9 protein-coding genes are annotated in these 13,382 nt (G+C 70.4%); 2 read left to right on the forward strand and 7 right to left on the reverse strand.

What is annotated here, in order from left to right; genetic code table 11:
- Positions 1-120: 120 nt before the first annotated feature.
- Together AB0J86_RS33550 and AB0J86_RS33555 are read right to left on the reverse strand one after the other, a co-directional pair.
- Positions 121-1,383 (reverse strand): hypothetical protein, encoded by a 1,263-nt coding sequence (locus tag AB0J86_RS33550; RefSeq protein WP_363861699.1) that lies wholly within the window; start codon positions 1,381-1,383, stop codon positions 121-123.
- A gap of 195 nt (positions 1,384-1,578) precedes the next feature.
- A complete protein-coding gene (locus AB0J86_RS33555) occupies positions 1,579-1,956 on the reverse strand; it encodes a helix-turn-helix domain-containing protein (RefSeq protein WP_363861700.1) in 378 nt (125 codons plus the stop codon).
- A gap of 100 nt (positions 1,957-2,056) precedes the next feature.
- On the opposite strand from AB0J86_RS33555, the gene AB0J86_RS33560 reads away from it, so the two are divergent.
- The gene (locus tag AB0J86_RS33560; RefSeq protein WP_363861701.1) at positions 2,057-2,422 is read left to right on the forward strand and encodes a DoxX family protein; all 366 of its coding nucleotides are present in this window, start codon (positions 2,057-2,059) and stop codon (positions 2,420-2,422) included.
- Positions 2,423-2,918: 496 nt separating this feature from the next.
- The gene (ligA, locus tag AB0J86_RS33565; RefSeq protein ID WP_363861702.1) at positions 2,919-5,177 is read left to right on the forward strand and encodes an NAD-dependent DNA ligase LigA; all 2,259 of its coding nucleotides are present in this window, start codon (positions 2,919-2,921) and stop codon (positions 5,175-5,177) included.
- Between the two features lie 221 nt (positions 5,178-5,398).
- Here the strand turns inward: ligA and AB0J86_RS33570 are convergent, their stop codons facing one another.
- The 5 genes from AB0J86_RS33570 to AB0J86_RS33590 all read right to left on the reverse strand — a co-directional run bounded on the left by AB0J86_RS33570 (position 5,399) and on the right by AB0J86_RS33590 (position 13,369).
- Positions 5,399-8,539, reverse strand: coding sequence for a beta-mannosidase (locus AB0J86_RS33570; RefSeq protein ID WP_363861703.1), 3,141 nt, complete (start codon positions 8,537-8,539; stop codon positions 5,399-5,401).
- A 19-nt stretch (positions 8,540-8,558) separates the two neighbouring features.
- Positions 8,559-10,349 carry a polysaccharide deacetylase family protein gene (locus AB0J86_RS33575; RefSeq protein WP_363861704.1) on the reverse strand — a complete coding sequence of 597 codons (1,791 nt, stop codon included), beginning with the start codon at positions 10,347-10,349 and terminating at the stop codon, positions 8,559-8,561.
- A gap of 199 nt (positions 10,350-10,548) precedes the next feature.
- The gene (locus AB0J86_RS33580; RefSeq protein ID WP_363861705.1) at positions 10,549-11,490 is read right to left on the reverse strand and encodes an ROK family protein; all 942 of its coding nucleotides are present in this window, start codon (positions 11,488-11,490) and stop codon (positions 10,549-10,551) included.
- Positions 11,487-12,671, reverse strand: a complete 1,185-nt coding sequence (locus AB0J86_RS33585; RefSeq protein WP_363861706.1) for a sugar ABC transporter permease — start codon at positions 12,669-12,671, stop codon at positions 11,487-11,489. Before AB0J86_RS33585 ends, AB0J86_RS33580 begins: the two co-directional genes overlap by 4 nt.
- Positions 12,659-13,369, reverse strand: a complete 711-nt coding sequence (locus AB0J86_RS33590) for an ATP-binding cassette domain-containing protein (protein ID WP_363861707.1) — start codon at positions 13,367-13,369, stop codon at positions 12,659-12,661. Before AB0J86_RS33590 ends, AB0J86_RS33585 begins: the two co-directional genes overlap by 13 nt.
- Positions 13,370-13,382 lie beyond the last annotated feature (13 nt).

Raw genomic sequence — 13,382 nt, forward strand, 5'->3', positions numbered from 1 at the left:
ACTCCCTCGCAGCAATGCTCGAGGTCTCCATTTTGGTGCGTCATCCAGCACGATTCCAGATCGATCGGTACGATTGTGTCCCCCGAGGACCGGACGGTCCTCGGGGGAACGCGTCGGGAGTCAGTTGACGACTACGTCGAACGCCTCGCGTTCGAGCACCCGATTGGTCCGGTAGAAGACGCTGAGGTCCGAGCCGCCGCCGCTGTTCTCCGTCGCCGGGATCAGGCAGATGCTGTATCCACCGTTGTCACCCGGCTGCCTGACCTGCGCGATGTTCGGAGCGATCTGGCACCCGTCGAAGGTGCGCCCGTACTGGTGGCCGCCGGTGTAGGCGCCCTCCCACGTCGACCGGAACGGGTACTCGTCGCAGCTCCAGTCGCTGCTCGGCTTCGGGATGCTGGCCGGGCAGGCCCGGTTGCCGTTGTTCTCTTGAGCGGTCGGGTCGGTCAGCCGGGTCAGCCGCGACTTGAGTCCGTAGCCGATGGCCAACGCGACGTGCCGGGCAAAGCTCGGATGCTCGAAGCTGTACACGTTGAACACCGGAACCACATGGCCGAAGACGCAGCCTGGCGACGCACCCGGGACCGAGGTGTCGCAGCGTACCGGCTGGGGCGTGGCGATGAGGGCGTTGGTGCAGCCGTTGTACCAGGCCACGTTGCAGAACCACCAGCCGACGTTGGTCTGCACGTTGACCGGCGTACCACCGGTGATCGCGTTGGCCGTGACGGACATCTGCGCCCGGGCGGTGAGCGCGTAGAACCACTGGTCCGGTGTCGACGGGTTGGCCGAGCACGGCCCGGTACACCAGGCGTCACCCCGGATGAACGTGCCCGCGACCTGGCCCCAGGCCAGCAGCATCGTGAACTCGGTTTCGTGCGTCCAGGACCGCGACGTCACCGAGACGTTGGCGTAGCTGACGACCTGGTAGTCGAACCCGCCGACGATCGCACCGGTCTGAACGATGTAGACGATCACGCCCGCGGTGGTGTTGATGCAGCCTGTCGTACGGGTATAACCCCAGGTGCTGGGGCAGTTGCTCGGAATGGCGTTGGGCCGGGCACCGCCGGTTCCGCTGGCGGGTTTGTAGTCGCTGCACGTCGCCACCGTCGCCTTGCCGGTCGCGTCGCCGGTCGTGGCCCGTGCTGACGCGACCTTCTGGCGACGCTCCCGCGCACACTTCTCGGTGAGGACGGGGCCGCTGCCGGCCCGCTCCGCGGCGGCGACCGCCTCGGCCGGCGGTTCCGGCAGACGGTCGGCGTCGACCGACGCCGCGCTCGCCGGTGCCAGGTCGGCCGGGGTGGCCGACGCCGCGCTCGTCGGTGCCAGCGCGGTGGCCGCCACCACCAGCACGGCAATCAGTTTTCTGCGCGCGATTCGACTCATCAGCGCCTCCTGCAGACCAAAAAGTGATCAAAGTGGCGACAGCCTATGGGCGGCGACTGGACAGCGACTGGACCACCGCTGGCGCTGGCGGCTTGGCTTTTCGACCGGTCACGGCCACCTGTTGGGTGGAGGACCGACGTGGCATCGGTCGACGAAAGAGGCCCGGCGAAGGACCGCAAGGCGATCAGCGGGCGATCAACCGTTCTTGGCGTCGTACGCCGCTTGGCTGCGCTCGATCTGCGGGTTGTGCTCGACCGCCCACTCGGCGAGCGTCACGGCGGGCTCGATCAGGGTCCGGCCGGTGGGCGTCAGCTCGTACTCGACCCGCGGTGGCACCTCGGCGTAGACGGTTCGCGAGACCAGTCCGTCCCGCTCGAGGTGCCGTAGCGTGCGGGTCAGCATGCGCTGGGAGATCCCGGGGATCCGCTGCTGCACGTCGGTGAACCTCATGCGCTCAGCGTCGAGCGTCGCGATCACGAGAAGGGTCCACTTGTCCGCGATCCGGTCGAGGATGCCGCGGATCGACCGCCCACCGTCGCCTCGGATCAAGCAGATCCTCTGGTACTTGCTCATGGCACTCCGTTGTTCCTCACGCACACGCGTGTGCCTTTTGTAGACCCCAGGATTGTGCCGCACCATGGGCTACTAACAAAGGGTAACTATTGGAGTGGACATGGACGTCGCATACTGGATCGTGGCCGGGCTCCTCGCGCTCTTCTACCTCTACACGGGTGGGATCAAGGTGTTCCGGAGCCAGGAGAAGCTGGCGCCGATGATGGCCTGGGCGGGCACCACGATCCCCATGCCCGGTGTCCGGGCGATCGGCCTCGTGGAGCTGCTCGGCGCCGCCGGTCTCCTCCTTCCGCGGGCTACCGGGATCGTGCCGGCGCTCGCCGCCCTGGCGGCGGTCGGGCTGCTGGTGATACAGGTCCTCGCGGCAGGTTTCCACCTGTCGCGGGGCGAGGTGAAGGATCTGTGGCTCAACATCGTGCTGGTCGTGCTCGCCGCGGTCGCGGCCTGGCTCGCGACCGCCCGCTGACCGGTGCGAGTTGTCACAGGCCCGCCTCCCGTTCGACCTGATTGCGTCGGACAAGAGCACCGAAAAACCCGGTAACCTGCAGAAATGTTGTGGTGGTCTTGCTACGCGGGGCACGTGTTCGCCGCTCCGGCCGTTCCTCAGGGCGAAGAAATGTCGTGCCCTGTGACCGACGAGGCATCGGGGGAATTGTGCGGAACGTTCTTCATCTTCGCGCCGTTCGCCACCGAGGCGGAAGCCCGGAACACGCCACCCAGGTCAGGTCCTGAGAGGTGGGCTCCCTGGGCCCGCTGCACACCTCCCCCGGTAGCGGACGGTCTGACACTGGCTCCCGGGATACCCCGGTGTCTCATGACCCATTAAACCCACTGAACTTGACCAGCGACCCGCGAGACAGGCCCTGACACCGGCCGAGACAGGCGCTCGCCAGCACGGCCGAATCGTCGTACCCGCTGCCTAGGCTGGCCACCACAGCCGGTGCACACAACGGGGAGATGTCATGAGCGAGTTGGTGGTCGAGAGCGTCGAGCCTGCCGTCGCCCCGGTGGTCAACGCCCGGTTGGCCGAGCCGTTCGAGGATCCAGCGACGTACGCGGCGGCGCTCACCGAGATCGGCTCGGCGGCCGCGGCGTACTACAACGGCGCGGGCCTGGAGATGGACGACGCGACGTACGACGCGCTGATGGCCCGGGTCGTCGCCACCGAAGCCGCCCACCCGGACTGGAAGGCGGGCAACTCGCCGACCGAGCTGGTCGCGGCCGGCGTCGGCGCGGTCGGCGACGTCGTGCACAGCGAGCCGATGCTCAGCCTCGACAACGTGTTCGGTGCGGACGAGCTGCGCCGGTGGGCCGCCCGGCTGGAAAAGCTGCTGGGCCGGCCGGTCGCCGGGCTCACGGTGGAGCCGAAGATCGACGGGCTGGCGGTCGCCGCCCGCTACGCCTCGGGCAGACTGGTCCAGGTCGCGACCCGCGGCAACGGCCGGGCCGGCGAGGACGTCACCGCCCAGGCCCGCCGCGCCGCGGGACTGCCCGAGCGCCTCGCCGAGCCGGTAACGGTGGAGATCCGCGGTGAGGTGTTCATGACCGACGCCGACTTCGCACGCGGCAACGAGCTGCGGATCGGGCTCGGCGAGCCGCCGTTCGCCCATCCGCGCAGCGCCGCCGCCGGTACGCTGCGCGCCCAGGACCGGGCGTACGAGGCGCCGCTGAGCTTCCTCGCCTACTCCGTGCACGGCCTGGACGTGAGGGACCGGATGACGATCACCGCCAACGGCGCGCCATCGGCCACGGCGGCAGGACCGGACACCGACGGCGACGGGCCGGGCACGTCGGCGCACTCGGCCGCGCTGGCCTACGTCCGCCGGCTCGGCGTCGCCACCACCGCCGGCTCACCCGCCGGAATGCCGCTCTGTGCCACCGTCGACGAGGCCATCGCCGCGGTGCAGGCCCTCTACGCCCGCCGCGGCGAGTTCGGCTTCGGCATCGACGGGGCCGTCATCAAGGCCGACTCCGCCGCCGACCGGGACACGGCCGGGTCCGGCAGCCGCGCGCCACGCTGGGGAGTCGCCTACAAGTTCCCGGCCGACACCCGCACCACCACCCTGCTGAGCATCGAGGTCCAGGTCGGCCGCACGGGTGTGATCACCCCGGTCGCGGTACTGGCGCCGGTGCTCATCGACGGCGTGACGATCACCAGCGCGACCCTGCACAACTTCGACGACCTCGTCCGGCGCAACGTCCGGGCCGGCGACACCGTCTTCGTCCGCCGCGCCGGCGACGTGATCCCCGAGGTCACCGGCGCCAAACTCGACGAGCGCCCGGCGGACTCGACACCGTACGAGCCGCCGGTCGACTGCCCCCGCTGCGGCGGGCAGATCGACCGGTCGCAGAAACGCTGGCGCTGTGTCCAGGGACGCGCCTGCGGCGCCCGCGAGTCACTCAGCTACTACGTCTCCCGAGATTCGATGGACATCGAAGGGCTCGGCGGGAAGATCATTGACCTGCTGGTCGAGGTGGGTCTGGTCGCCGACCCCGCCGACCTCTACGCCCTCGACGCCGCCACCCTCGCCGGGCTCGACCGGCTCGGGGACCTGTCGGCCCGCAAGCTCGTCGCGAACATCGACGCCTCCAGGCAGCAGCCGCTCTCCCGGGTCCTCACCGGGCTCGGGGTCCGGATGACCGGCCGGTCGATGTCGCGTCGGCTCGCCCGGCACTTCGGCACCATGGACGCGCTGCTCGCCGCGTCCGCGACCGACCTACAACAGGTCGAGGGGGTCGGACCGGAACGCGCCGTCACCATCGCCGCCGAGCTGGTCGACCTCACCCCGGTCATCGAGAAACTCGCCCGACGCGGCGTCAACATGACCGAACCGGGACTGTCCGTCCCATCGGCCGCCACCACGGGCGCCAGCGGGCCGGGATCGACGGCCAGCGCCCTGCCGCTGCGCCGGCCGGACGGCACCCCGATGACCGTGGTCGTCACCGGCGCCGTACCCGGGCTCACCCGCACCGAGGGCCAGGAGGCCGTGGAACGGCTCGGCGGGAAGTCCTCCGGATCGGTCTCCGCCCGCACCGACCTGGTCGTCGTCGGCGACGGCGCCGGCAGCAAGGCGGACAAGGCCGCGGCCCTGGGCGTACCGATGCTGCCCGCGCAGCGCTTCGCCGACCTGCTGGCCGCCCACGTTGCGGATGACGCGGCGACAGTCACCCAGATCCTTGCCACCCTCACCGCCGGCGACACCCCCACGGCGGGCGAGTAGGGGGCGCGCCCCGTCGCAACTGTCGCGGCCACCCCGAGGCGGCCACGCGATGCGTCACCGCCAGCGGCACGTCGCCGACATGCCGTGACCCGTGGTGTCGCGATCCGCGCGGTTCGCACCCGGTGGGACGACCCGAGGCGGCGGCCGCGCGGGGCGGCCGCCGCCTGGGGGTACGCGACGCGGTGGTTACCTACGGGCCCGCCTCGCTCAGCACGGGCGGGTCATCGCTGGACCGTTACCCGCTGCTTGAGTTCTGCCATCTTCTCCGGGGTGTTGGCCGGACCGGGGGTTGCCGTCCCGGCGGCCGCGTACCCGTTGGCGGTGCCGAAGTGCTCACCGCCGGCCTGGGCGACGCAGCGGCAGTTGCCCGCGATCGTCGTGGTCCCGACGTTGAAGCCACTGATGGTCACGACCGGGTCCTGCCCGCCCAGCTGTGACGAGGCGTAGGTCTCGGTGATCGTCTGCGACTGTCCGGGCCAGAGTGTCACGTAGTTGTCGCTGTAGGTGGCGGGCCTGACCTGGCTGTCACCGGCGCCGGGGCTCGATCCCCTGCCCCGGTGCACGTCGACCCGCAGCAGGAACGCCACCGTGTCGGAATTGTTGGTCAACGTGACGTCGGTGGCGGTGTCCTGCCCGTCGGAGAGGCCGGCCTGCGGGTGCGTGACCGCGCTGGCGTGGACGCTCGTCCCGGGCAGCAGGCCGTTGGCCGGATCCTCGCTCGGGCTCTGCAGATTGCGCAGGTCGCCGTAGGTGGAGAGGTTCGGGTACGCGTTGCCGCTGTAGGTGGGGATGTCGTTGATCGTCGACAGCCAGTAGACGTTGCGGTCGACCACCTGCGTCCCGCGCTTGAGGAGCAGTTCCAGGAAGTAGGTCCGTTGCGGCTTGCCGTCGACGTCGGGAAGGGTCGGGTTCGGTACGGTCAGGAGCTGGTTCATCACACCCTGGCTGGGCATGGTGATGCCGGACGCGTTCTGCGTGGTCAGCACGTTGCCGCGCATGTCGTAGGTCCGCGCGGTCACCGACAGTCCGCTCTGCGTCTGGCCGGTCAGGTTGGACACGCCCACCGTGCGGTTGCCCGGATCGGCTTCGGGTGCGGGGTAGGCGTAGTAGACGTGCAGGGACTCGTTCGCCTTCTTGGCTCCGAAGTAGGTGCCCGCCTGGTCGTAGTCGTAGCCGTACAGGTTCCAGAGCAGGCTCGGCATGGGCTTGTTCATCATCCAGTAGACCAGCCCGGTCGAGGGCGAGTCGGTCCTGGTCGAGTGGTCCAGGTACGCCTCGAACTGGGCCCGCACCGTCTCGTAGTTGATGGCCTGGGCCTTGCGGACGAAGTCGCTCACGCTCGGGTTGTCGCTGTAGAGGCCGGTGCTGCCGGGCGGGTTCGTCGGGCACGTGACCGGGTTGGCCGTCCAGGCGCCGTAGCGGTGGCAGATCGCGGTCGCGAGCACGCCGACGTGCTGGAAACTCGAATAGCTGGTGCCGCTGTCCTCCTCTCCCCGTCCGGAGTTGAACTGTCGCAGGTTCGGCGAGGTGACCATCCGGGTCTGGTCGGCCGGCGTCATGAACCGGTCGAGCGACTCCTGCGTCGGGATGGTCGACCCGGGGCTGGACTCGGTCTGGAACGCCCACGCCCCGCCGCGGTTGACGAACGCGCCGCTCGTGCAGGGCGCGTTCCCCGAGCTCGACCGGCAGTTCAGGCTGTACGCGTAGCTCGGCGGGAACCAGTTGTACGGTCCCTCCTTCATGCCGGACGGGCCGAGCGTCGGGGTGGACTTGTACTCGGCCGAGGCCATGACCGGGATGTGGAAGTCGACCTCCGCGAAGCCCTGCAGGACACCGCTCTCCTGCTGCGGGGAGGGCACGTTGTCGCTCCAGCCCCAGAAGACGACGCTGGGGTGGTTACGCTGCTGGCGACCGAGGGTGAGGGCGCTGCGGTAGTTCGTCTCGTGGTCCTTCTCGCTCCACTGGGCGGGGTCCTCCCAGAAGTTGCAGCACAGGAAGCCGCCATAGATGAGCAGCCCCGCCCGGTCCATCTGCTCGTAGAAGTCGTCCGGCTGGACGTCGCCCTCCAGTCGCAACCCGTTCAGGCCCATCGCCTTGATGAGTTGGATCTGGTGCGCCACGCCCTCGTGCGAATAGCGCAGGAACATGTCCTGGTCCATCATGCCGCCGCCCCGGAAGACGAAGGGCTTGCCGTTGATCGCGAACCACCGCGAGCCGTCGTACGCCTGGCTGCCGGGCGACGAGAGCCAGGTGTCGATCGTACGGATCCCGAACGTCGTGGTGTCCGAGTCCGAGACCACTCTGTTCCGGGAGACGTTCATCGACAGGCGGTAGAGCGGTTGATCACCCATCTGGTACGGCCACCAGAGCTGCGGGTGCCTCAGGCGCAGGGCGGGATCGGTGCTCGGGTCGAAGACCACGCCCCTGGTCTCGCCGGGGTTCAGGGTGATCGTCCTGTGCAGCCGGATCGGATGCTTTCCCCGCGGATCGGTGATGGTCGCGTCGACGTCGGCGGTCCGGGATTTCGGCGACGTGTTCGTCACGGTGCCCTTGACCGTCAGGTCGGAGCTGCTCAGGTCGGCGGCGTTGTCCTGGACGACGTGCACGTCGTCGAGCCGGAACGTGTTCGACATGTGCAGCCGGACGGGATATTTGATGCCGGTGTTCTGGTCGCGGGCGGCCTGGGTCCAGTCGTTGAAGTCCTGGGTCAGCATCGCCCCGGGGTTGTTGGGGTAGATCTTGAACGCCAGCGCGTTCGGGCTGGCGCCGTTGACCAGGTGGGTGATGTCGAGGGTGTATTCGGGCTCGGAGCCCTGCAAAACGTCCCGGGTGGCGACCTGGACACCGTTCACCCACAGGTCGGCCTGCCCCATGATCCCGCGTACCTCGAGCAGGACGTTCCGGTCGGGGCCGCCGGACAGCGGCTGCGCTCTGAACTCGGTGCGGAACCACCACGGGTGGTTGTACTGCTCGTTGGGAGCGCCGTGCGCGTCGGGCTGTGGTCCCTGGCACGCCGTTATGTTCTCGGAGTAGAAGATGTTGTTCGCGCCGCAGCGGTCGTCCGGCGGGGTGTTCTGCAGCTGCGCCGCGACGACGCTGCCGACCGCGTTGGCGTCGTTGGTGTGCACCGGCAGCCAACCGGTCGGCGAATAGTCGCGCCGGGAGATGCGGTCGCCGGTCTCGGGCACAACCGTGCTGCTCTGTACCTGCCAGTTCGGGGCGAGGTCGACCGTCGACTGTGCGGTGGCCGCGGCCGCCGCCGCGCTGCTGGGGGTCGCCGGGACGGCGGTGAACAGCGACCAGACGAGGACCGCGGGTAGGGCCGCCGCGACGGCGGTGAATCTGCGACTTCTGGTGGGCACGGGGTTGCCTCCTCGGGGGTCACCCGACGTCGATGACATCGCTGGTGGTGTCGACCCAGACGTTGCCGCCGTGGCCGGTGACGGTTGGCGAGTTGGTGATGGCGGCGGGCGCGGTCGCGGTGACGTCCACGGTGACCGTGATGGGCGGGTAGGACGCGTGCGCCGGGAGCACGTCCGCGCGGGTGCAGGTCCTGGTCGCGGTTCCGGTGCACGTCCACCCGGCACCGGACGCCGAGGTCGCGACGAGGCCGGTCGGGAGCTGGTCGGTGACGGTGATGGTGCTTCCGTCGGTCGGGGCGGCGCTGACGTTCCGGACGGTCAGGGTCAGGGTGTTGCCGACCTGACCGGGAGCGAACGCGTCGGGGCGGTGGCTCGCGGAGATCTCAAGTGGCTGGGGTGTGGGGTGCCACGGGGCGGGCGGTGTCCCCTCGCTCACGAGCGGCAGGTACGACACGGGTCGGGTGATTTGCGGAATGGCCTTCCCGGACGACACGTAGCGGTCCGCCGTGACGTTCCCCTTGTCGTCGAGTACGCCGAAGCAGTAGCCGAGCGCCCGGGCCTGGTCGATGATCGGTCCCAGCGCCGCCAGCACGTTCGCGCCGGCCGTCGTGTCGATCGGACCGTCGTGCAGGGTGAAGATGACGCCGGGCCGGAGCCGGCCGACGATGTCGTTCACGATGTAGTCCGGGGTGGTCGTGGGCTCGTAGTCGATCGAGCTGATCATGCTGCTCGTGTACACGGTGTAGCCGAGCGAGGCGAGCGTCCGCGTCACCCCGGTGTTGGCCTCGCCGAACGGCGGTCGCACCCCGCGCAGCGTGAACCGCGAGCCGGCGCGCCGCATGGCCGCGTCGGCGGCGCGAACCTCGTCCTCGACCAGTCGGGGGTTGGCGTCGAACAGGGCGTCGAGGTGCGGGTGCCAGTAGGTGTGGTTGAGAACGACGTGCCCCTCGCGTGCCGCGAAGGCGGCAACGGCCGGGTTGTCGTCGATCCGTACGCCGAGGTCGAACATCGTCGCGTGGACCTGCTTGTCGCGGAACAACCGCAGGGTCTGCGGGCGGTACCCCGACGGTCCGTCGTCGAGTTTGATGGCTACCCGGTTCTGGCACGAGTTGTCGACCTGGTGGTCGCTCGCGGTGCCGACCTGCGAGCGGGCCGCGGCCGACCGGACCTTGCCTTTCTCCGCCGGCGTCAACAGCCCGGCGGCGACGAACCGGTCGGTGACGGTGTCGACGTGGGCGACGAACGCGCCGTGGTTGGCGAACGGCTCGCCGGCCCAGATGGCGTCGAGCAGGGTGCAGCCGTCGGCGCGTTCGGGGTTGGACACGCCGGAGCGGATGCCGCCGGACGGGGGCGAGAAGACGACCTCCTTCGCGGCCGCCCAGCCGTTCGGGCAGGCGTCGGTTCCCACGGGGATCCGGTCGAGGCTCGAACTCGGGGCCACGCTGCCGCCGCCCGCGACCGAGGCGGAGTTGGTGAGCAGCGCCGCCGCGTTGTTGGTGACCCGTACCGTGATCGTGATCGGCGGGTAGGCGGCTCCGGCGGCGAGCACGTCGCCGCGCGTGCAACTCAACGTGGCCGCGCCCGTGCAGGTCCAGCCCGCACCGGACGCCGCCACCGGGCCCGCGCCGAAGCCGGGGTTGTTGACCAGCGCGGCCAGGCCGGCGGGGAGGGTGTCGGTCACGGTGACCGTGGACCCGTCGGTGGGGCCGCCGCCACGGTTGGCGACGGTCAGCGTGAGCTTTCCCCCGTACACGGTCGTGTTCGGGGCGTCGACCCGCAGGAACGTGTCGGGACCGTGCGTCGCGGACACGGTCAACTCCGCCCCCACCGTGGCGGACGACGCCGGGGATGCCGGCACGACCACGGCCAACGCCATCCCCCAAACCACGACCAACGCTTTCCGATGCGAATGGAGCATGTTCCTCCTTCACGGGGCTGATTTGATGTGGTTGTTTCGGGCAGTGCGCCCCAACGGATTCCTGCGGTCTGGCGGCCCTCCGTTGCGGATCTCAGCTCGTCGGGCGCGAACGAGGCTGGCCCGAGGGTCCAGGCCAGGGTTGGACGTACCGGCGTGACGCCGCCGCCTCGGCAGCCAGGGCGAGCGCCCCCAGCAGCGGCGCGTCGTCGATGAACCGTGCCGGTACCAGTTGTGGCGGGAAGGGGACCGCCCGGGAGAGCAGGGCGGCGATCCGGGGCAGGATGCGGTCCGCGGCGCCCATCATCCCGCCGCCGACGGCCACCCGCTCCGGATCGAGGGTGATGCACAGGTTGGCCACGGCCTGGGCCAGCCGCCGTAACGCCCCGTCGATGAGCGCGTCCACCCGGGGGTCGCCGGCCATGGTGAACAGTTCGGCGGCGGCCACCGGCCGGCCCACCAGGGCCGAGCCCCGGCTGGCCAGGGCGCTGCCGGAGACCAGCTCCTCCAGGGGTGCGTGGCCGTCGGCATAGCAGTCGTCGGTGGCCGGGTCGAGCAGGTAGCCGATCTCGCCGGCGGCGCCGTGCGCGCCGCCGACGACGCGACCGCCGACCACCAGTGCGGCCGCGAGGCCGGTGCCGAGATTGACGTACGCGCCGACGTCGACGCCGCGCAGCGCACCCCACCGCAGCTCGGCCGCGGCGGCGGCGTTGACGTCGTTGTCGATCATGACCGGGGTGTCCCCGTACTCGTCCCGTAGCATCCGCGGCAGCTCGATGCCCTCCCAACCGGGCACGTTGGGGGCGAGCCGGATCCGGTCGCCGCGCACCACGCCGATCGTGGAGACGCCGACGGCGACCGGCGCGGCGACCAGGCCGCGGGCGGCCTCCAGCGACCGCCGGACCACCTCGTCGGCGCCCCCGGTCGTCGGCATCCTCAGCGGGGTCGAGGAGACCATGGGTGACCCGGCGTCGGCGGTGGCCAGCGCGACCTTCGTACCGCCGAAGTCGATGCCGAGCACCTGGGCCGCGCTCACTGTCGGCTGCCCCGGCGGGACATCGAGTCGATGGCCACGGCGACCGCGAGGACGATGGCCGTGACCATGAGACGGATCGACGAGTCCACGTTGAGCAGCAGCATCCCGTTCGTGATCGATTGGATCACGAGGATGCCGAGCAGGGCCGCGTACGCGCGGCCCCGGCCGCCGAACAGCGACACCCCGCCGATGACCGCGGCGGCGATCGCCATCATCAGGGTGTCGCTGCCGCCCGAACTCTGGTTGACGGCGGCCAGCCTGCTGGCGGCGAGCAGACCGCCGAACGCGGCCAACGTCGACGCCAGGACGAACGCGATGATCCGCAACCGGGTGACGGGGATGCCCGCCCGCCGGGCCGCCTCCGCGTTGCCACCTATCGCGTAGAGCCACTGCCCGAACACCGTGTGCCGCAGCACCAGGTCGACGGAGACGACCAGGGCCCCGAAGATGACCAACAGCAGCGGTACGCCGCGGTCGGTGTTCAGTACGAGCACGGCGGCGCAGAGCAGCCCGGCGAGCCCGGCGATGCGCAGGACCGGGCGGCTCAGCGGCGGCAGCGGCAGGCCGGCGCCCCGGCGCAACCGCCGGTTGAGCACGGCGCTGGTCCCCGCGACGCCGACGATGAGCACGACCAGCAGCCAGCTCGCCCACGGCGGCAGCCAGGTGTCGCTGAGGCGGGCGATCGAGCCGTCGAACGGGAGGTTGATCGTGCCGCCCCGGCCCAGTACGTACAGCAGCAGGCCCTGCCAGCCGATCAGGCCAGCGAGCGTCACGACGAACGACGGCATGCGCAGCTGCGTGAACATCAGGCCGTGCACCAGGCCGATCGCCGCGCCCAGGGCGAGCGCGATGGCGACGGCGAGCAGCGCGGAGTGGCCCTGCCGGACGTGCACGATGGCGAGCACCGCCGCGCACAGCCCGCTCACCGATCCGGCGGACAGGTCGATCTCGCCGAGCAGGAGCACCAGGATGATGCCCAGGGAGAGCATGCCGGTCGCGGCGAGTTGCAGGGCCAGGTTGGTGAGGTTCTCGGCGGAGAGGAAGTGGCCGTTGAGCGAGCCGAACACGATCGCGATGGCGACCAGTCCGCCCACGACCGGCCAGACGCCGGCGTCGCCGCGCCTCGTGGGTCGGGACGCCGAGCGACCCGGCCAGCGGATCTCCTTCGCTACTGTGGCCATGCTGCGGCTCCGGTGATTGCGGCCACGATCGCCTCCGGGCTGGTTTCGGCGGTACGGAACTCGCCGGCGTTGCGGCCCAACCGCAGCACGACCGTGCGGTCGCTCACGGCGCGGACGTCGGCGAGGTTGTGCGAGATGACGAGTACGGCCAGACCGCGGTCGCGCAGGCGCCGGATCAGGTCCAGCACCTGCGCGGTCTGCTCGACGCCGAGCGCGGCCGTGGGCTCGTCGAGGATGACCAGCCGCGGCTCGCCCACCAGCGCTCGGGCGATGGCGACGGACTGGCGCTGGCCGCCGGAGAGCATCGCGACCGGCACCTGGATGTCCTGGATCCGGACGTCCAACGAGGACAGCAGCGCCCGCGCGGCGCGTTCCATTTCGATCTTGCGGAGCACCGCCCAGCGGTGGCGCTCCGAGCCGAGGAACAGGTTGCCGACGACGTCGAGGTTCTCGGAGAGCGCGAGGTCCTGGTAGACGGTGGAGATGCCGAGGCTCCTGGCCTGATGGGGGTTGTTGATCTGTACGGGGACTCCGTCGTACTCGATCCGTCCCTCGTCCGCGGTCACCGCGCCGGAGATCACCTTCACCAGGGTGGACTTGCCGGCGCCGTTGTCGCCGACCAGCGCGACGACCTCGCCCGCGTCCAGGTGCAGGTCGACCGCGTCGAGTGCGCGTACCGCACCGAATCGCTTGGACACTCCTCGCGCCGCG

Source organism: Micromonospora sp. NPDC049559 (genome assembly GCF_040676675.1).
Taxonomy (GTDB): Bacteria; Actinomycetota; Actinomycetes; order Mycobacteriales; family Micromonosporaceae; genus JBFAPK01.

What these genes read in the sequence shown, in the direction of transcription:
- AB0J86_RS33550 (WP_363861699.1), bottom strand. Translation starts at nt 1,383, where the DNA reads ATGAGTCGAATCGCGCGCAGAAAACTGATTGCCGTGCTGGTGGTGGCG.
- AB0J86_RS33555 (WP_363861700.1), bottom strand. Translation starts at nt 1,956, where the DNA reads ATGAGCAAGTACCAGAGGATCTGCTTGATCCGAGGCGACGGTGGGCGG.
- AB0J86_RS33560 (WP_363861701.1), top strand. Translation starts at nt 2,057, where the DNA reads ATGGACGTCGCATACTGGATCGTGGCCGGGCTCCTCGCGCTCTTCTAC.
- ligA (WP_363861702.1), top strand. Translation starts at nt 2,919, where the DNA reads ATGAGCGAGTTGGTGGTCGAGAGCGTCGAGCCTGCCGTCGCCCCGGTG.
- AB0J86_RS33585 (WP_363861706.1), bottom strand. Translation starts at nt 12,671, where the DNA reads ATGGCCACAGTAGCGAAGGAGATCCGCTGGCCGGGTCGCTCGGCGTCC.